18 protein-coding genes are annotated in these 17,418 nt (G+C 62.9%); 7 read left to right on the plus strand and 11 right to left on the minus strand.

Going from position 1 to position 17,418, the window contains the following annotated elements; genetic code table 11:
• Positions 1 to 4: 4 nt before the first annotated feature.
• Complete coding sequence (gene leuS / locus CD932_RS08320) at positions 5 to 2,644, minus strand: leucine--tRNA ligase (RefSeq protein WP_094442223.1); 2,640 nt, start codon at positions 2,642 to 2,644, stop codon at positions 5 to 7.
• 132 nt (positions 2,645 to 2,776) lie between these two features.
• Here leuS and CD932_RS08325 point away from each other — a divergent pair, with 132 nt between their 5' ends.
• Both CD932_RS08325 and CD932_RS08330 read left to right on the plus strand, forming a co-directional pair.
• A complete protein-coding gene (locus CD932_RS08325; RefSeq protein WP_094442224.1) occupies positions 2,777 to 3,562 on the plus strand; it encodes an AraC family transcriptional regulator in 786 nt (261 codons plus the stop codon).
• A 90-nt stretch (positions 3,563 to 3,652) separates the two neighbouring features.
• Positions 3,653 to 4,018, plus strand: a complete 366-nt coding sequence (locus tag CD932_RS08330) for a VOC family protein (protein WP_094442225.1) — start codon at positions 3,653 to 3,655, stop codon at positions 4,016 to 4,018.
• Here CD932_RS08330 and CD932_RS08335 read toward each other — a convergent pair.
• Complete coding sequence (locus CD932_RS08335) at positions 4,015 to 4,905, minus strand: LysR substrate-binding domain-containing protein (RefSeq protein ID WP_176460913.1); 891 nt, start codon at positions 4,903 to 4,905, stop codon at positions 4,015 to 4,017. The two genes, CD932_RS08330 and CD932_RS08335, sit on opposite strands and share 4 nt — an antisense overlap.
• A gap of 160 nt (positions 4,906 to 5,065) precedes the next feature.
• Here CD932_RS08335 and CD932_RS08340 point away from each other — a divergent pair, with 160 nt between their 5' ends.
• Positions 5,066 to 6,247: an acyl-CoA dehydrogenase gene (locus tag CD932_RS08340; RefSeq protein ID WP_094442226.1), complete on the plus strand. Its 1,182-nt coding sequence runs from the start codon at positions 5,066 to 5,068 to the stop codon at positions 6,245 to 6,247.
• A complete protein-coding gene (locus CD932_RS08345; protein ID WP_094442227.1) occupies positions 6,247 to 7,506 on the plus strand; it encodes a CaiB/BaiF CoA-transferase family protein in 1,260 nt (419 codons plus the stop codon). The genes CD932_RS08340 and CD932_RS08345 overlap by 1 nt, the downstream gene beginning before the upstream one ends.
• Before the next feature lie 36 nt (positions 7,507 to 7,542).
• Here the strand turns inward: CD932_RS08345 and CD932_RS08350 are convergent, their stop codons facing one another.
• The 3 genes from CD932_RS08350 to bamE are packed head-to-tail and all read right to left on the minus strand — an operon-like array spanning position 7,543 to position 9,315.
• Entirely contained in the window at positions 7,543 to 7,869 is a 327-nt protein-coding gene (locus tag CD932_RS08350; protein WP_094442228.1) for a barstar family protein, read from the minus strand.
• Positions 7,870 to 7,877: 8 nt separating this feature from the next.
• On the minus strand, positions 7,878 to 8,687 hold the full coding sequence (gene dapB, locus CD932_RS08355) for a 4-hydroxy-tetrahydrodipicolinate reductase (RefSeq protein ID WP_094443537.1): 810 nt from the start codon (positions 8,685 to 8,687) through the stop codon (positions 7,878 to 7,880).
• 16 nt (positions 8,688 to 8,703) lie between these two features.
• Positions 8,704 to 9,315 (minus strand): outer membrane protein assembly factor BamE, encoded by a 612-nt coding sequence (bamE, locus tag CD932_RS08360; RefSeq protein ID WP_369679836.1) that lies wholly within the window; start codon positions 9,313 to 9,315, stop codon positions 8,704 to 8,706.
• Between the two features lie 195 nt (positions 9,316 to 9,510).
• On the opposite strand from bamE, the gene fur reads away from it, so the two are divergent.
• The gene (fur, locus tag CD932_RS08365; RefSeq protein WP_094442230.1) at positions 9,511 to 9,942 is read left to right on the plus strand and encodes a ferric iron uptake transcriptional regulator; all 432 of its coding nucleotides are present in this window, start codon (positions 9,511 to 9,513) and stop codon (positions 9,940 to 9,942) included.
• A gap of 6 nt (positions 9,943 to 9,948) precedes the next feature.
• On the opposite strand, the gene hrcA is transcribed toward fur, so the two are convergent.
• The gene (gene hrcA / locus CD932_RS08370; RefSeq protein ID WP_094442231.1) at positions 9,949 to 10,965 is read right to left on the minus strand and encodes a heat-inducible transcriptional repressor HrcA; all 1,017 of its coding nucleotides are present in this window, start codon (positions 10,963 to 10,965) and stop codon (positions 9,949 to 9,951) included.
• Between the two features lie 83 nt (positions 10,966 to 11,048).
• Positions 11,049 to 11,768, minus strand: coding sequence for an HAD family hydrolase (locus CD932_RS08375; RefSeq protein WP_094442232.1), 720 nt, complete (start codon positions 11,766 to 11,768; stop codon positions 11,049 to 11,051).
• A gap of 239 nt (positions 11,769 to 12,007) precedes the next feature.
• On the opposite strand from CD932_RS08375, the gene CD932_RS08380 reads away from it, so the two are divergent.
• A complete protein-coding gene (locus CD932_RS08380; protein WP_094442233.1) occupies positions 12,008 to 12,610 on the plus strand; it encodes a hypothetical protein in 603 nt (200 codons plus the stop codon).
• Between the two features lie 36 nt (positions 12,611 to 12,646).
• Positions 12,647 to 13,252: a hypothetical protein gene (locus tag CD932_RS08385; protein WP_094442234.1), complete on the plus strand. Its 606-nt coding sequence runs from the start codon at positions 12,647 to 12,649 to the stop codon at positions 13,250 to 13,252.
• A gap of 166 nt (positions 13,253 to 13,418) precedes the next feature.
• Here the strand turns inward: CD932_RS08385 and mmsB are convergent, their stop codons facing one another.
• The 4 genes from mmsB to CD932_RS08405 are packed head-to-tail and all read right to left on the minus strand — an operon-like array spanning position 13,419 to position 17,414.
• Positions 13,419 to 14,327: a 3-hydroxyisobutyrate dehydrogenase gene (gene mmsB, locus CD932_RS08390; RefSeq protein WP_094442235.1), complete on the minus strand. Its 909-nt coding sequence runs from the start codon at positions 14,325 to 14,327 to the stop codon at positions 13,419 to 13,421.
• Positions 14,328 to 14,342: 15 nt separating this feature from the next.
• Positions 14,343 to 15,467, minus strand: coding sequence for an enoyl-CoA hydratase/isomerase family protein (locus CD932_RS08395; RefSeq protein WP_094442236.1), 1,125 nt, complete (start codon positions 15,465 to 15,467; stop codon positions 14,343 to 14,345).
• Positions 15,460 to 16,257 carry an enoyl-CoA hydratase gene (locus CD932_RS08400; protein WP_094442237.1) on the minus strand — a complete coding sequence of 266 codons (798 nt, stop codon included), beginning with the start codon at positions 16,255 to 16,257 and terminating at the stop codon, positions 15,460 to 15,462. The genes CD932_RS08395 and CD932_RS08400 overlap by 8 nt, the downstream gene beginning before the upstream one ends.
• Entirely contained in the window at positions 16,254 to 17,414 is a 1,161-nt protein-coding gene (locus CD932_RS08405; RefSeq protein WP_094442238.1) for an acyl-CoA dehydrogenase family protein, read from the minus strand. The genes CD932_RS08400 and CD932_RS08405 overlap by 4 nt, the downstream gene beginning before the upstream one ends.
• Between the last annotated feature and the right edge of the window lie 4 nt (positions 17,415 to 17,418).

Consider the following 17,418-nt stretch of genomic DNA (forward strand, 5'->3'; position numbering starts at 1 on the left):
AGAGTTACACCACAATGCTGATTAACTTGCCCGGCACGACGATGACTTTCTTCGGCGTGGTTTCAATGTATTTCTGCACGCTCTCGCAGGCCAGCGCCTGCGCTTCGATGCTGGCCTTGTCCGCATCCTTGGACACCGTGATCGAGCCGCGCAGCTTGCCGTTTACCTGGATCATCATCTCGATCTCGGACTGCACCAGTGCTTGCGGATCGACCTGCGGCCATGCGGCGTTAAGCAAGTCGCCATGCACGCCGGCGTAACCCAGCTCTTGCCACAAGACATGGGTGATATGCGGCGCGACCGGATTCAACAGGCGCAGGAAGATCGAATAGCCTTCGGCGGTCAAGGCTTTCGACTGCGCGCTATCGTCCAGCTTGGCCGATTCCAGGGTGTTGAGCATCTTCATGCAGGCCGACACCACGGTGTTGTACTGGATGCGTTTCAGGTCGTAATCGGCCTGCTGCAGGATCTTGTGCAGTTCGCGGCGCAGGTTTTTCTGCGCCTCGCCGGTGGCCGGCGCAGGAGCGGCTGTCAATGCTGCCTGAATCGTGGCCGACTGGGCATAGCCGAAATTCCAGACGCGGCGCAGGAAGCGATTGGCGCCTTCGACGCCGCTGCCCGACCATTCCAGCGTCTGTTCCGGCGGCGAGGCGAACATGGTAAACAGACGGGCCGTGTCGGCGCCGTACTGCTCGATCTGCGCCTGCGGGTCGATGCCGTTGTTCTTCGACTTCGACATTTTTTCCGTGCCGCCGATTTCCACCGGCGCGCCATCGGCCACCAGGGTGGCCGCCTGCGGACGGCCCTTGTCGTCCATCGTCAAATTGATGTCGGCCGGGTTGAACCAGGTCTTCTTGCCGGCGGCGTCTTCGCGATAATAGGTTTCGTTCAGCACCATGCCTTGCGTGAGCAGGTTGACGAATGGCTCGTCGAACTTGACCAGGCCAAAGTCGCGCATGATCTTGGTCCAGAAGCGCGCATACAGCAAGTGCATCACGGCGTGTTCGATGCCGCCGATATACTGGTCCATCGGCATCCAGTAGTCGTTGCGCTCATCGACCATGGCGCTATTGCTGCCCGGCGAGGTATAGCGCATGTAGTACCACGACGAATCGACAAAGGTATCCATGGTGTCGGTTTCGCGGCGCGCGGGTTTGCCGCACTGCGGGCAGTCGCACTGCAAAAAGGCTTCGTATTTGTTGAGCGGGTTGCCGGTACCGTCCGGCACGCAGTCTTCCGGCAGCACCACCGGCAAATCTTTTTCCGGCACCGGCACCACGCCGCAGTGCTCGCAATGGATCATCGGGATCGGCGTGCCCCAGTAGCGCTGGCGCGAAATGCCCCAGTCGCGCAGGCGGAAGGTGGTTTTCTTTTCGCCCAGGCCCAGTTGCGCCAGGTCGGCTGCCACCGCATCGACGGCGGACGCGAAATGCAGGCCGTCGTACTTGCCCGAGGCGATGCACACGCCTTCCTTGCTGCCGTACGACTCCTGCCACACGTCCGTCGAGAATTGCTCGCCCTTGACTTCGATCACCTGCTTGATCGGCAGGTCGTATTTTTTGGCAAAGCCGAAATCGCGCTCGTCGTGCGCCGGCACGCCCATCACGGCACCGTCGCCGTAGGTGATCAAGACGTAATTGCCGACCCACACTTCGACTTGTTCGCCCGTCAACGGATGAGTGACGAACAGGCCCGTCGGCATGCCCTTCTTCTCCATCGTCGCCATGTCCGCTTCGATGACGGAGCCGAGCTTGCATTCGGCGTTGAAGGCGGCCAGTGCAGGATTGGTCTGCGCTGCGTGCAGCGCCAGCGGGTGCTCGGCGGCCACGGCGCAGAAGGTCACGCCCATGATGGTGTCGGGGCGGGTGGTAAATACATACAGCTTGCCGTCGCCGATCAGGTGGCCGGCAGCATCCTTGATCGCATGCGGGAAGGCGAAGCGCACGCCGGTCGATTTGCCGATCCAGTTGGTCTGCATGGTGCGCACGCGCTCGGGCCAGCCGGGCAGCTTGTCGTCGGCATAGGCCAGCAATTCGTCGGCGTAGTCGGTGATGCGCGCGTAGTACATCGGGATTTCGCGCTTTTCGATCAGCGCACCCGAGCGCCAGCCACGGCCGTCGACTACCTGCTCGTTGGCCAGCACGGTCTGGTCGATCGGGTCCCAGTTCACGGTGCCGGTCTTTTGGTAGATGATGCCTTTTTCCAGCATCTTGAGGAACATCCACTGGTTCCATTTGTAGTATTCGGGCTTGCAGGCGGTCATTTCGCGCGACCAGTCGATTGCCAGGCCCATCGATTCCATCTGCTGCTTCATGTGGGCGATGTTCGAATACGTCCATTGCGCGGGCGGCACGTTGTTGGCCATGGCCGCGTTTTCCGCCGGCATGCCGAACGCATCCCAGCCCATCGGCATCAGCACGTTGTAGCCGTTCATGCGCAGGTAGCGGTACATCACGTCATTGATCGTATAGTTGCGCACGTGACCCATATGCAGCTTGCCCGAAGGGTAAGGCAGCATCGAACAAGCGTAGTACTTGCCTTTCGGGAAACGCGGGTCGTGTTCGACAGCCTTGTAGGCCTCGATGGCCTTCCAGTGCGATTGGGCGGCTTGTTCGACGTCGGCGGGACTATATTTATCTTGCATGATGTGCGACCAATTAGTGGATATGAACCGAGCATTATACTGGTTGTCGCCGCCCTGTAGCGCGGCGGGCCGCCACCCCCGGCGCGCATATTTTTGCAGGTGCACAAACAGGCTGTGTAAGATGCGGCTATCTTGTGCTTTCCTTCGCCGGCCATGTTCATCTACCAGGAAACCGCCCCCGTTGCCGCCCTGCGGCCCTGGCTGGACTGCGTCTGGACCTGCCGCGTGCACGCGCGCGGCCAGCCTTTGGTGCACCAGGTGCTGCCCGACAACTGCATCGACATCCTGTGCCAGGACCAGCAGGACGCCAGCTTTGCCGTCGGCATGATGAGCAAACCCATCAACGTCGTCAGCCGCGGCCTGGTGCAGACGGTGGCGGCCCGCTTCAGGCCCGGCGCGGCGGCGCGTTTTTTCCAGCTGCCGCTATGCGAGCTCAACGACGGACGCACCGACCTGCAACAACTGTGGGGGCGCGCGCTGGCGGCGCGCCTGGGCGACGCGCTGTGGACCGACCCCTTGTCGGATGTGCAACGCATGCATATCCTGCAAGATTTTCTGCTGCTGCGCCTGAGGAATACGCCGCAGCCGGCCGCCTCCGGCCTGGCCGCGCACGCGGTCGCGCTGATCGAGCACACGCACGGCGGCGTGCGCGTGGACCAACTGGCGGCGCAGTTGAAAGTGTCGCGCCAGCACCTGGCGCTGCAGTTTCGCCAGCAGGTGGGCATCAGCCCCAAGCTGTTTGCCCGCATCAGCCGCTTTCGCGCCGTCAACAGCGCGTTGAAACAACTGCCGGCGCATGCGGACTGGGTCCAGGTCGCCTTGCAATATGGTTATTATGACCAGTCGCACCTGATCCATGATTTCCAGGATTTTGCACGCGCCTCGCCCGAAGCGTGGCTGGCGCAGCGCAAGGTTTGAGCTGCCATTCCTGACCTTCCATTTTTACAATCGCGGCGCCGGCAAACGTGGCATGCTGGCGCCATCGACTCAACTTTACAGGAGCATCACATGATCAAGGGTTTGCGCACCGTGACCTATCCCGTCAGCGACCTGGACAAGGCCAAGGCCTGGTACAGCCAGGCGTTCAACGCCACGCCGTATTTTGACCAGCCGTTTTATGTCGGTTTCACTATCGGCGGCTTCGAGCTGGGCCTGCTGCCCGGCGGCCAGCCCGGCACCCAGGGCAGCGTCACCTACTGGGGCGTGGAGGGCATAGCCCAGGAAATCGACCGACTGGTCGCGCTGGGCGCCACCGTCCACCACCCGCTGACGGACGTGGGTGACGGCATCCGCACGGTAGAACTGCTGGACCCGTTCGGCAACCAGCTCGGGCTGATCGACAACCCACATTTCGACACCGCCAAGGTCGATTAAGCCGCCGCTTGCTGCAGCCATGCACGGAACTGCTGCATTGCGAGCTTTTCATGCGCCGCCTCGGGCGTGATCAGGTAGTACCCGCGCTGGCCGCGCAATGGGCGCTCGCAAGCGATCTGCAGTTCGCCGCGCGCAAGTTCCGCTTCGACCAGCATGCGCGGCAACAGCACCACGCCCTGCCCCTGCACGGCGGCCATGGCCAGCATGGAAAACAGTTCATAGCGTGCACCGTAGCGCGCCGCTCCTTCGACCTGCATGGCGTCGAACCACTGGCGCCAGGCACCCGGGCGCGTGCTTGGCTGTAATAAAGTCAGTTCCAGCAAATCTTGCGGCTGCCAGCTGCTGCGCGCTTGCAACAGGCGCGGGCTGGCGATGGGCACGATCTCTTCCTGCATCAGCAAGGTGGCGCGCGTGCCGGGCCAGCGCGCCAGTTGCTCGGGCGTGCCCGCATACAGGGCGCCATCGTATTCCGTATCGGCAAACATGAACGGTTTTGTGTAGGCATCGATATGCACCACGATCTCGGGCTGCTGCGCAGACAGGCTGGCCAGGCGCGGCATCAGCCAGCGCGTGGCAAAGGTCGGCACCGAGGCCAGCTGCAAGGCGCCGCCGCCCTGGCGCGCCATGGTGTCCAAAGTGTCACGCTCCAGGCCATCGAGGCGGGCGGCGATCTGGCGCGCGTAGGATGCGCCGGCGCTGGTCAGCAGCACGCCATGGCGCGTGCGCTGGAACAGCTGCACGCCAAGAAAGCTCTCGAGGGAAGCAATCTGGCGCGACACGGCGCTTTGCGTCAGCGACAGCTCGCGCGCCGCATGGGTATAGCTTTGATGGCGCGCAGCCGCCTCGAAACAATTGAGCGCTTGCAGCATCGGTATCTTGCGGGACATATGGCGGCCTGAACCTGATAAAACACCGAGTATGCCGCAAGATATGAGTAACAGGCATATCTGAGTGCATAAAAATCGTTTGCGCAAGGCGCGGCGAAAACCTACCATGAGTCCCATTCAATCCTGCGCCCCCACCGGCGCTCACCTTGCGAGGCCCGTGATGAGCAAAAACGTATTTGACTTCCATTCCCCCCTGCTGCTGGACGAACAACTGAGCGGCGACGAACGCGCCGTGCTGGAAGCGGCGCGCGACTATTGCCAGGGCAGCCTGGCGCCGCGCGTGCTCGAATCGTTCCGCCATGGCCGCACCGACGCCGCCATCTTTCGCGAAATGGGCGAACTGGGCCTCTTGGGCTCGACCATTCCAGAGCAATACGGCGGCGCCGGCCTCAACTACGTGTGCTACGGCCTGGCCGCGCGCGAAGTCGAGCGCATCGATTCGGGCTACCGCTCGATGATGAGCGTGCAGTCCTCCTTGGTGATGGTGCCGATCAACGCCTTCGGCAATGAAGAAACCAAGCAGAAATACCTGCCGAAACTGGCCACCGGCGAATTGATCGGCTGCTTCGGTTTGACCGAGCCGAACCACGGCTCCGATCCGGGCAGCATGGTCACCCGCGCGCGCAAAGTGCCGGGCGGCTACAGCCTGTCGGGCGCCAAGATGTGGATCACCAACAGCCCGATCGCCGATGTGTTCGTGGTGTGGGCCAAGGACGATGAAGGCGCGATCCGCGGCTTCGTGCTGGAAAAAGGCTGGCAAGGCCTGTCCGCGCCCGAGATCCACGGCAAGGTCGGCCTGCGCACCAGCATTACCGGCGAGATCGTCATGGACGAGGTGTTCTGCCCGGAAGAAAATGCGTTTCCCGACGTGCGCGGCCTGAAAGGCCCGTTCACTTGCCTCAACAGCGCCCGCTACGGCATCGCCTGGGGCGCGCTCGGCGCGGCCGAAGACTGCTACCTGAAAGCACGCCAGTACACCATGGACCGCCAGCAATTCGGCCGTCCGCTGGCCGCCAACCAGCTGGTGCAAAAGAAACTGGCCGACATGCTGACCGAAATCACCATGGGCCTGCAAGGCTGCTTGCGCCTGGGCCGCATGAAGGACGAAGGCTCGGCCGCCGTGGAAATCACTTCCATCATGAAACGCAACAGCTGCGGCAAGGCCCTGGACATCGCCCGCATGGCGCGCGACATGATGGGCGGCAACGGTATTTCCGACGAGTTCGGCGTCATCCGCCACCTGGTCAACCTGGAAGTGGTCAACACCTATGAAGGCACGCACGATGTGCACGCGCTGATCATCGGCCGCGCCATTACCGGCATCGCCGCCTTCAGCAACTGATGGACGCCTTGGCCTCCACCTTCGCTTCCACCTTGCGGCCGGCGCCGTTGACCGGGCTGCGCGTGCTCGACCTGTCGCGCGTGCTGGCCGGCCCATGGGCCGGGCAACTGCTGGCCGACCTGGGCGCCGACGTGGTCAAAGTCGAGCAGCCCGGGCGCGGCGACGATACGCGCTCCTGGGGACCGCCCTATCTGCAGGACGAGGACGGGCGCGACACGGCTGAGTCCGCCTACTTCCAGTGCGCCAATCGCAACAAGCGCTCGCTGTGCATCGACCTGGCAGCAAGCGAAGGCCAGGCACTGGTGCGCCAGCTGGCGCTGCAGGCCGATGTGCTGCTGGAAAACTTCAAGCTTGGCGGCTTGAAACAGTATGGGCTCGATGCGGCAAGCTTACTGGCGCTCAACCCGCGCCTCGTGTATTGCTCGATTACCGGCTTTGGCCAGGACGGCCCGTATGCGGCGCGCGCCGGCTACGACTTTCTGATCCAGGGCATGGGCGGCCTAATGAGCATTACGGGCGTGCCCGATGGCGAGCCGGGCGGCGGGCCGCAAAAAGTGGGCGTGGCGCAAACCGATATCATGACGGGGCTGTACGCCACCATCGCCGTGCAGGCGGCGCTCGCCGAACGGACTCGTTCCGGCCTGGGCCAACATATCGACCTGGCCCTGCTCGACGTGCAGGTGGCGGCGCTGGGCAACCAGGCGGCCAACTACCTGTGCGGCGGCAAGGTGCCGCAGCGCATGGGCAATGCCCATCCGAACATCGTGCCCTACCAGGATTTCCCCACCGCCGATGGCGACATGATCCTGGCGATCGGCAACGACGGCCAGTTCGCGCGCTTTTGCACGATCGCCGGCCATCCGGAATGGGCGCAGGACGCGCGCTTCGCCACCAATCCGCAGCGCGTGGCGCACCGGGCGATCCTGATTCCGCTGCTGCGCCAGGCTACCGTGATGCGCACAACCGACGAGTGGATCACGGCGTTCGAGCTGGCGGCCGTGCCTTGCGGGCCTGTCAACCGCATCGACCAGGTGTTTGCCGACCCACAAGTAGTTGCGCGCGGCCTGAAAGTGGAAATGGCGCACCCGACGGCCGGCACGGTGGCGCTGGTGGCCAATCCGGTACGCTTGTCAAGCTCGCCAGTGCAATACCGCTTGCCGCCGCCCTTGCTGGGGCAGCATACGGACGAGGTGCTGGGGCAGTGGCTGGGATTGGGTGAGGCCGACATCACCGGCTTGCGCGAACGCAAGGTGGTGTAAAAACGCCGGACCATGATCCGGCATTTTTGATGTTTCTTATTTGAGCGTCAGTTTCAACGCCGGCTGTTCGCCATAATCCTCATAGCGCTCGTTGATGCCGGCCACGCAAAATGTCACTTCTTCCAGCAGGTCCGGCGCCTGCGTCTGCAGGCTTTCCGCATCCTGCACCACGATTTCCAGCATTTCGTTCGGCTTCAGGCGGAATTTGCTCATGTTGTCGTCGTCGCGCAGATAGCTGAGGCAATCGACCCAGGCGTCCATGCTGTTGCCATAAAACTCGGGGAAACCGAAGGCTGGCACGCATTGCGCGTGGAAGCTCGCTTCGTCGGTGATCGCTTTTCCATTCAGGATGGCAGTGGCCATGGTGTTCCTCAGTTCTTCAGCGACAACACGTCCTGCATGTCGTACAGGCCGGTGGGCTTGTCGGCCAGGAAACGCGCGGCGCGCAGGGCGCCGTGGGCGTAGGTGACGCGGCTGCTCGACTTGTGGCTGATCTCGATGCGCTCGCCGATGCCGGCAAACAGCACCGTATGGTCGCCAACGATATCGCCGCCGCGGATGGTGGCAAAGCCGATGGTCGACGGATCGCGCTCGCCCGTCACGCCTTCGCGGCCATAGACGGCGCACTCTTTCAGGTCGCGGCCCAAAGCACCAGCCACCACTTCGCCCATTTGCAGGGCGGTGCCGGACGGCGCGTCAACCTTGTGGCGGTGATGGGCTTCGATGATTTCGATATCGTAGCCTTCGGACAAGCTTTTCGCGGCCAGTTCCAGCAGCTTCATGGTCACGTTCACGCCCACGCTCATGTTCGGCGCAAACATGATGGCGGTCTTTTCGGCGGCGGCGGCAATCGCCGCCTTGCCGGCGTCATCAAAGCCGGTGGTGCCGATAATCATCTTGATGCCGTGCTCGGCACAATATTCCAGATGCTGCAAGGTGCCTTCAGGACGGGTAAAGTCGATCAGGTAGTCGGCATGGGCCAGCCCCGCCGCCAGATCGGACTCGATCAAGACGCCGGCCGGTTTGCCGAGAAAAGCGGCGGCGTCCTGGCCGATCGCTGGCGAGCCGGCGCGGTCGAGCGCACCGGCCAGCACGGCGTCGGGGGCGTTGCCGACGGCTTCGATCAGGATATGGCCCATGCGGCCACTGGCGCCGGCGATTGCAATGTTCAGTTCAGTCATATTATTTTGCGACAATTTATTTGGTGGGTGCGGGTGCCGGCTCGGCCGGTGTCACGGCAGGCTTGGTCACCGGAATCATCGCCGGCGTATTGTCAGGGTTAGCCGGCACGGCCGACGGCGCCACTGGCGAGGGCACGACGGCGGCCGGCGCTTCGGCCTTGGCCAGCTTGGCGAACGGCGACGGGCCGGCGATGCGGTCGATATATTCTTTTTCGGTCGGCAGGTTGCCGCCTTCGAAGCGCGCGACCTTGCCTTCTTTATCGAAGAACACGACCACGCGGCTGCTGGTGGTTTCGCCACTGCCGCGTGCCAGGCGGAACGGGTAATCCCAGCGGTCGGCATGGAAGATATCGGTCAGCAAGGGCGTGCCCAGGATAAAGCGGACCTGGTCGCGCGTCATGCCTTGTTTCAGCTGCGACACCATTTCTTCGGAAACAAAGTTGCCTTGTTGAATGTCCGGGCGATACGGCGAGAAAAACCACATGAATTTCTGCAGCGGCGTGACGGTGGTGGTCTGGGCACCCTGGTCGGGCACGAGTTCCTTGCCTTCCTTCAGGGACGCCGCCGGTTTTTCACCGAGGATGCCGCGGCTGGCACAGCCGGTCGCCATCAACGCAACGCAGACCAGGGCTGCCACGCTTGGTGCTCGAAATGACATACGGTGACGCAAGGATGGCAATACAGCCGGTGTGACGCGCATAAATGACCTCAATTTGATGAACAAAACGCCAGGAGTGACTGGCCCACCCCAAAATGCTTATTTTGGCACTCGCCGACAAAACGCTATATGATAAAGCACCTGACCCACATACGAGCAACAAACATGAGTAACAATCCTAGTGATCTCAAGGCAAGCGGCCTGAAAGCGACCCTGCCACGGCTTAAGATACTCGATATCTTCCAGAGTAGCCCGGTGCGCCACCTGACGGCCGAAGACGTCTACAAAATTCTGCTGGCCGACAATATGGATGTTGGTCTGGCAACTGTTTACCGTGTGCTGACCCAGTTCGAACAAGCTGGCTTGCTCAACCGCAATCATTTTGAAACGGGCAAAGCCATTTTCGAGCTCAACGAAGGCTCGCACCACGATCACCTGGTCTGCCTCGATTGCGGGCGTGTCGAAGAGTTCTTCGACGAAGCCATCGAAACACGCCAGCAGCGCGTGGCCGAAGAGCGCGGTTTCAAGATCGCCGAACACGCGCTGGCCATCTACGGCAGCTGCATCAAGCCAGCCTGCCCGCACAAGCAGGCCTGAGCGGTCTTAATGATGGCTGAGGGCGTTTGACAGCAGCTTGGCCGTTATATCGACAATCGGTATGACCCGCTCGTAGGCCATGCGGGTCGGTCCGATCACGCCCAACGTCCCCACGATCTTGCCGTTGACTTCATACGGCGCCGTCACCACGCTCATCTCGTCCATCGGCACCAGGTTCGATTCGCCACCGATAAAAATCTGCACGCCGGTGGCTTTGCTCGACACATCGAGCAACTGCATCAGGCCGGTTTTCTGCTCGAACATGTCGAACAGTTGACGCAATGAACTCATGTTCGATGACAGATCGCTCACACTGAGCAGGTTGCGCTCGCCGGAAATGACCATGTCGTCGCTGTGATCGCTCATCACTTCGCTGCCAGCCTCGACCGCCGCCTGCATCAGGCTGCCCATATCGTCGCGCAACTGGCGCAGCTCGCCCTGCAGACGCACGCGCACGGCGTCGAACGACAGGCCGCCATAATTCTGGTTGATGTAGTTGGCCGACTGGATCAGTTGCGACGGCGTATAGTCCGCTTCCGTCAGCAATAAACGGTTCTGCACGTCGCCGCCTGGACCGACGATCACCAGCAGGATGCGTTTTTCCGACAGGCGCAGAAATTCAATCTGCTGGAACACCGACTCGCGGCGCGGACTGAGCACCACGCCGGCAAACTGCGACAGCGAGGACAGCATCTGCGCCGCATTGGCGATGGTCTTCTGCGGCTGCTGGGTCTGCAGGCGCAAACGGGCGTCGACCATGTGCTCGTCAAGATGCTTGACTGTCAATAAAGTGTCGACAAAGATGCGGTAGCCGCGCGGCGTCGGGATGCGGCCGGCCGAGGTATGCGGGCTCGACACATAACCCTGCTCTTCAAGGTCGGCCATGATGTTGCGGATGGTGGCCGGCGACAGGTCGAGGCCGGAAATTTTCGACAAGGCGCGCGAACCGACCGGCAGGCCGTCGGCGATATAACGCTCGACCAGGGCTTTCAGCAGGGTTTGGGCACGGAGTTCGAGTTGCATGGTGTCTTCAGTTATACAAGGGTGCCGGCGGCCGGCGGCACATCAACAGCAGCTATTATGCACGTTCGCGTGCGCAACGGCGATCATTCTTCCAGTTGCGCCTGCAACCACAGCAGTAATTCATCAAAGTTGGCACAGATGGCGTCGGGCCGCACCCCGGCCGCCAGATGCGCGTCGCTGCCGCGCCGGTTCATCCAGACGGCGCGCATGCCTGCATCCTGCGCCCCTGTCACATCGAAATACAGATCGTCCCCCACATACACGGCTTCGTGCGGGGCCACCCCCAGCGCCTGGCAGCCGGCCAGGAAAATCGACGCATCGGGCTTGGCCACGCCAAATTCGCTGGCGGCGATCGATATCCTGAAATGCTGGGCGAGGCCGATAATTTCAAGGTCGGCGTTGCCGTTGGAAATCGACCCGACCAGCAGGCGCTGCCGCATCCAGGCCAGCCCCGGCAGCACGTCGTCATACGGCGTGACGCGGTTGCGCGCGGCCAGGAACTGCCTGACGGCTTCATCGACCAGGACCGCATCCTCGCCGGCGGCGGCAAACGCCGTCAGCAGGCCGGCGCGGCGCAATTCGATCAGGTTACCGTGAAAATGCGGCTGCTCATCGAGCAACTCGAGCCGATGCCGGCGCAGCGCCTCAATGGAAAACTGCTGCGCTACTCGGGGTGCATGGGTGGCCAGCCAGTCATGCAGCAAGATTTCGGCGGCGGCGATCACGGGCGCGATCGGCCACAGGGTATCGTCGAGATCGAACAGAATGGCCTTGGGCGGAACCGGGGCGGGAACGGAAGTCATAGGCATGGCGGCAATCAGGATTGGGAACGGGCAAACTGTATTGTCGCATTGATCGCGTGACGCAACGCGCCATTGGCGCCGACATATGAGGGCGGCTCAGGGCTGGGGCAGCAAAAATTGTTACAGGGTGATACAAGGCAAGATCAATCGGCTTGCCAGATAGACTAAAATAGGCGCCATTCCAATGCGGCGCCAGCGTCCGTATTGCGCTACCCTACCTAATTCGTTTTGGAGAATGTATGAAAAATGTATACCTGCGCTCGATGCTGGCGGCGGCCTGCGCTGCCACGCTGGCAGCCTGCGGCGGCAGCGGCGGCAATATGTTCCTCAGCGGCTCGGTGATCGGCCTGGCCAAGACGGGCCTGATTTTGCAAAATGGCGGCGAAAGCCTGCCTGTGGCCGCCGGCGCCAGCAGCTTTGTGTTTGTCAACCTGGTCAAAACCGACGACAGCTTCGATATCAAGATCAAGCAGCAGCCGACCGGCGCCACTTGCACCGTCGCCAATGGCACCGGCAAGGCGAACAGCTTTTCCGTGTCGGGCACCGTGGTCTCTTGCGCTACCACCACTTACACGCTGAGCGGTTCGATCACCGGCTTGACGGCCGGCGGCCTGACCCTGGTCAACGGCGCCAGCGGCGGCATCAGCCCGCTGCAAGGCGCGACCAGCTTTACCTTCCCGGCAGTGGCCGACGGTTCCACCTATAACATTTCGGTCAGGGACAATCCCGCAGGCCTGGTCTGCAAATTCCAGGGCTCGACCAGCGCCGACGGCCACGATATCGTCGGCACCATGGGCTCCGGCCCCAACAGCTCGCTGGCACTTGCCTGCGCACCGAAGTAAGCCGTGCGATCCGCGAACACCCTTTTGGAGAACTACATGAAGTCATCCTGCCTGCGCCCTCTGGCCGCGCTGTTGCTGACCGTCGGCCTGGCGGCCTGCGGCGGCAAGGCATCATACGATGTGTCCGGCACCATTTCCGGCCTGAACAATGCTGGCCTGGTGCTGGCCAACGGCGGCGATACCGTCTCGCCGCCTGTGGGCGCCACCACGTTTACCTTCCCCCAGCGCATCGACTACGGCACCGACTACAACATCACGGTGAAGACGCCACCGGCGCACATGAATTGCGCCGTATCGGGTGGCACCGGCTCGGCAGGCCGCTATCTGAGCATCCAGGCAGCTGTCAACTGCCAGCAAAACGTCTACACGGTCGGCGGCACCATCAGCGGCCAGACGGTCGATGGCCTGGTGCTGGGCAATGGCAGTACTGCCACCCCACTGACGGTAGCCAAGGCAACCGCGACCTTTACCATGCCCACCCCGGTGGCCGATGGCAATTCCTACGGTATCAGCGTCATCACCCACCCGGCCGGTCAGACCTGCAGGGTGGCAACCAATCCGGCTACCGGCCTGTCGAGTGGCGTGGGCACCATGGGCGAAGCGAACGTCACTAGCGTCAACATCGTCTGCACCACCAACTGAGCCAGAGGCTTGCCCCGAGATATCACCAAATCAAATACTTGGTATTTGAAAGATAAATTGGAGTTATATGTGGCAATGCAGCATACTGCATCTGTCTCCTCCAACTCTTCCAAGAATTGGATTTAGCCCGCTTTTACCAGCGGGCTTTTTTTTGCCCAAAAATAACTCAGGCGGCGGCAGGTTTGCCCAGGTCGCTATTAAACAGCCGCACGATGCTGGAAAAATCCTGGCCGGCATGCCCAGCCTGCGCATGCAGCTGGTACAACTGGCGCACCAGGCCACCCAAGGGCGTGGCCGCATTGGCCGACAGGCTCGCCTGCTGCGCCAGGCCCAGGTCTTTCAGCATCAGGGCCGTGCCGAAGCCGCCACTGTAATTGCGCGCGGCCGGCGCGCTGTCCATCACGCCGGGCCAGGGGTTATAGACTTCCAGCGTCCAGTTGCGGCCCGAACTCTTGGCCATGATATCGGACAGCACGGCCGGGTCGAGCCCGTGCGCCACGCCCAGGTTCAAGGCTTCGGCCGTGCCCGCCATCAAGATGCCCAGCAGCATGTTGTTGCAGATCTTCGCCACCTGGCCCGCACCCGCCGCGCCCGCATGAAAAATATTCTTGCCCATCTTTTCCAGCAATGGTCGCGCACGCAGCAAGGCGTCAGGCTCGCCCCCGACGATAAAGGTCAAGGTGCCGGCTGCCGCCCCGGCCGTGCCGCCGGAAACGGGCGCGTCGAGCATGGCAAAGCCGCGCGCGCTGGCCGCCTGCGCCACCTGGCGCGCCACCTCGGCGGCAATCGTGCTGCAATCGATCAGCAAGGCACCCGGCTTGGCCGAATCGAGCACGCCGCCCTCGCCCAGGTACAGCTCCTGCACATGTTTATTGGCCGGCAGCATGGTGATGACGGCGTCGGCCGTCTGCACGGCCGCGCTGGCGGATGGCGCAGCGGTGGCGCCCGCCGCGACCAATGTCGCGACCGCATCTGGCGCCAGGTCGAACACGGATACATGAAAGCCGGCCGCGACCAGGTTGCGCGCCATCGGCGCACCCATATTGCCCAAGCCAATAAATGCGATATGTTGCATGGTGTCTCCTCTTGTTTATGCCAGGTCGGCCAGCGGATGCCGGTCCCAGGGCGCGTCGAAATAGTCGTTGAGGTCATTGTCATCGAGTTCGGCCAGGCTGGCCGGTTGCCACTGCGGCGCGTTATCCTTGTCGATCAGCAAGGCGCGCACGCCTTCGGCAAAATCGGTATGGGCGCAGCACTGCACCGCCACGATCAGTTCCATCTGAAACACTTGCGCCAGGCTCAGGTGACGTGTGCGCTGGCGCATGGCCCACACCAACGCGGCCGAGCTCGGTGCGCCCCTGGCCAGCGAGTGGGCCGCCTTTTGCAACCAGGCGGACTGGCCCTCATAGGCGGCGATCGCCGCCACCACTTCCTGCAAGGTGGGTGCCTGGGTCAGCGTGGCAATCGCGTCGAAATTGGCGCGCACAGGGGACTCGGGCAACAGCGAGGCGGGCGAGGCCAGGGCGCGCAGCAAACGGTCCAGCTGCTGGTGGTTCGCTGTTGCGTCAGCGTCCCATTGCGCCAGCGCCAGCGCGTCGAGCACCAGGGCGCGCGCCTCCTGTTGCAGGAAATAGTCGCCCAGGCCCGTGAACAGCGCATCGGCCGCATTCATAGTCGCGCCCGTCAGTCCCAGGAACAGGCCAGTGCGGGCCGGCATGCGGCCCAGGAACCAGCTGCCGCCCACATCCGGGAACAGGCCGATGGTAATTTCCGGCATGGCGATGCGCGTGCTTTCCGTCACCACCCGGTGGCTGGCGCCCGCCATCAGGCCCAGGCCGCCACCCATGACGATGCCGCCGCCCCACACCAGCAGCGGTTTCACATACGTATGGATGCGGTGATCGAGCCGGTACTCCTCGGCAAAAAAGGCCAGCGCCTGCGGGTTCGGCACAACGCCGGGCTGGTCGACCACGGCCGTGCGCAAGCTGCGCACATCGCCGCCGGCGCAAAAGGCCTTGTCGGTCGACGACTGCAGCACCACGCAGGCAATGCGCGCATCATCGGCCCAGGCAAGCAGCGCGCCGTCGATGGCGCGTATCATCTCCAGGGTCAGGGCATGCAGGGACTTTGGCGCGTCGAGCGTGATGAGGCCCAGCTTCATGCCGCCGGGGCAGGCGCGCTCGTCGATTTTTACCGTGTCAAGTTGTTCAGCCATTCTTCCACTCCGCCGCGCGTTTTTCCAGAAAGGCCTGCACACCCTCTTGCTGGTCCTGCGTGTCGAACAGGCCCAGGAACAAGGTGCGTTCGTCGGGCAGCGATTGCACCATCGGCTTGCCGCGCGCGCCCTGGACCAGGGTCTTGCACGCCGCCACGCTGCCAGGGCTCTGGCGCGCCACCTTGGCCGCCAGCGCCAGCGCCGTGGCCAGCGCTTTGCCAGTCGGCACGACTTCCTCGACCAGGCCGATCGCCAGCGCCCTGGCTGCGTCGATGCGTTCGCCACATAAAATCATGCGCTTGGCCCAGCCTTCGCCGACCAGCCACGGCAACAGCTGCGTGCCGCCCGCGCACGGCAGCAAGCCTACCGACGCTTCCGGCAAGGCCATTTGCGCATGCTCTTCGGCAATGCGGATATCGCAGGCCAGCGCGCATTCGAGCCCGCCGCCCATGGCGTAGCCATTGATGGCGGCAATGCTGACGCCACGAAATGCCGACAAGGCTTCGAAGGCCGCGCCAAATGCGGCCGCCATCCTGAAGGCCATGTCCTTGTCGCCATCGGCAAACAGTTTCAGATCGGCGCCGGCCGAAAAGAACTTGGCGCCGCCGCCCGTGATCACCAGCGCGTACACGGTCGCGTCCGCGTTCAGGTCGGCCACCAGTTCCTTGAGCGCGCCCAGGCTGGCCAGGGTCCAGGTATGGGCCGGCGGATTGTCGAGGGTGACTTGCACCGTGTGCTCGTGGCGTTCCACCACCAGGTTGCTATAGATCTTGTTTGTATCATTGCTCATCGTAACGTCTCCGTGGCGCCGTCCTTGAGGATCGCTCGCGCGATAATCAGGCGCATGATTTCATTGGTCCCTTCCAGGATCTGGTGTACCCGCGTGTCGCGCACATGGCGCTCGAGCGGATACTCGCGGATATAGCCATAGCCGCCGTGCAGCTGCAGCGCTTCGTTGCAGACATTAAAACCGATATCGGTGGCAAAGCGCTTGGCCATGGCGCAATAGGCCGACGCGTCAGGACTTTGCTGGTCGAGTTTCCAGGCCGCCAGGCGCACCATCTGGCGCGCCGCCACCAGCTCGGTCAGCATGTCGGCCAGCTTGAACTGCAAGGCCTGGAACTGCGCCAGCTCGCGGCCGAACTGCTTGCGCTCCTGCAGGTAGGCTTGCGCGCGGCTCAAGGCGGCCTGCGCCGTGCCCACCGAGCATACGGCGATATTGATGCGCCCGCCGTCAATGCCCTTCATGGCAATACTGAAACCTTCGCCTTCGGCACCCAGCAGATTGGCCGCAGGCACGCGCACCTGGTCAAAACTGATGATGCGCGTGGGCTGGCTGTTCCAGCCCATTTTTTCTTCCTTCTTGCCATATACGATGCCGGGCAGGTCGGCCGGCACGGCAAACGCGGAAATGCCCCCCGCCCCGTCGCCGCCGGTGCGCGCCATGACGATCAGCAGCTGCGTCTGGCCGGCGCCCGAAATAAACGCTTTCGTGCCATCGAGAACATAAAACTCGCCATCCCTGACGGCTTTGGTGCGCAGGGACGCCGCATCGGACCCCGACTGCGGCTCGGTCAGGCAATAGCTGGCCAGCTTGCGGCCGGCTGCCAGGGCCGGCACCCACTCGTCGCACAAGGCCTCTTGCCCCCAGCGCGACAGCATCCAGGTGGCCATATTGTGGATCGTGATATAGGCCGTGGTCGAAGTGCAGCCGCCGGCCAGTTCCTCGAAAACGACGGCCGCATCCTGGCGGGAAAGGCCCAGCCCGCCCCAGCGCTGCGGCGTGTACAGGCCGCAAAAGCCCATTTCGCCGGCTTTCGCGATCGTTTCCACCGGGAAAATCGACTCCGCATCCCAGTGCGCCGCATGCGGCGCCAGTTCGCCGGCGGCAAACGCGCGCGCGGCGTCCTGGAACTCGCGCTGCTCGTCGCTCAGTTCAAAGTCCATGCAT

Source organism: Janthinobacterium sp. PC23-8, assembly GCF_002250505.1.
Lineage (GTDB): Bacteria > Pseudomonadota > Gammaproteobacteria > Burkholderiales > Burkholderiaceae_D > Janthinobacterium.

Excerpts from the sequence above, each read along its gene's own strand:
- leuS (WP_094442223.1), bottom strand. The coding sequence starts at position 2,644 with ATGCAAGATAAATATAGTCCCGCCGACGTCGAACAAGCCGCCCAATCG.
- CD932_RS08330 (WP_094442225.1), top strand. The coding sequence starts at position 3,653 with ATGATCAAGGGTTTGCGCACCGTGACCTATCCCGTCAGCGACCTGGAC.
- CD932_RS08335 (WP_176460913.1), bottom strand. The coding sequence starts at position 4,905 with ATGTCCCGCAAGATACCGATGCTGCAAGCGCTCAATTGTTTCGAGGCG.
- CD932_RS08340 (WP_094442226.1), top strand. The coding sequence starts at position 5,066 with ATGAGCAAAAACGTATTTGACTTCCATTCCCCCCTGCTGCTGGACGAA.
- CD932_RS08345 (WP_094442227.1), top strand. The coding sequence starts at position 6,247 with ATGGACGCCTTGGCCTCCACCTTCGCTTCCACCTTGCGGCCGGCGCCG.
- CD932_RS08350 (WP_094442228.1), bottom strand. The coding sequence starts at position 7,869 with ATGGCCACTGCCATCCTGAATGGAAAAGCGATCACCGACGAAGCGAGC.
- dapB (WP_094443537.1), bottom strand. The coding sequence starts at position 8,687 with ATGACTGAACTGAACATTGCAATCGCCGGCGCCAGTGGCCGCATGGGC.
- fur (WP_094442230.1), top strand. The coding sequence starts at position 9,511 with ATGAGTAACAATCCTAGTGATCTCAAGGCAAGCGGCCTGAAAGCGACC.
- hrcA (WP_094442231.1), bottom strand. The coding sequence starts at position 10,965 with ATGCAACTCGAACTCCGTGCCCAAACCCTGCTGAAAGCCCTGGTCGAG.
- CD932_RS08375 (WP_094442232.1), bottom strand. The coding sequence starts at position 11,768 with ATGACTTCCGTTCCCGCCCCGGTTCCGCCCAAGGCCATTCTGTTCGAT.
- CD932_RS08380 (WP_094442233.1), top strand. The coding sequence starts at position 12,008 with ATGAAAAATGTATACCTGCGCTCGATGCTGGCGGCGGCCTGCGCTGCC.
- CD932_RS08385 (WP_094442234.1), top strand. The coding sequence starts at position 12,647 with ATGAAGTCATCCTGCCTGCGCCCTCTGGCCGCGCTGTTGCTGACCGTC.
- mmsB (WP_094442235.1), bottom strand. The coding sequence starts at position 14,327 with ATGCAACATATCGCATTTATTGGCTTGGGCAATATGGGTGCGCCGATG.
- CD932_RS08395 (WP_094442236.1), bottom strand. The coding sequence starts at position 15,467 with ATGGCTGAACAACTTGACACGGTAAAAATCGACGAGCGCGCCTGCCCC.
- CD932_RS08400 (WP_094442237.1), bottom strand. The coding sequence starts at position 16,257 with ATGAGCAATGATACAAACAAGATCTATAGCAACCTGGTGGTGGAACGC.
- CD932_RS08405 (WP_094442238.1), bottom strand. The coding sequence starts at position 17,414 with ATGGACTTTGAACTGAGCGACGAGCAGCGCGAGTTCCAGGACGCCGCG.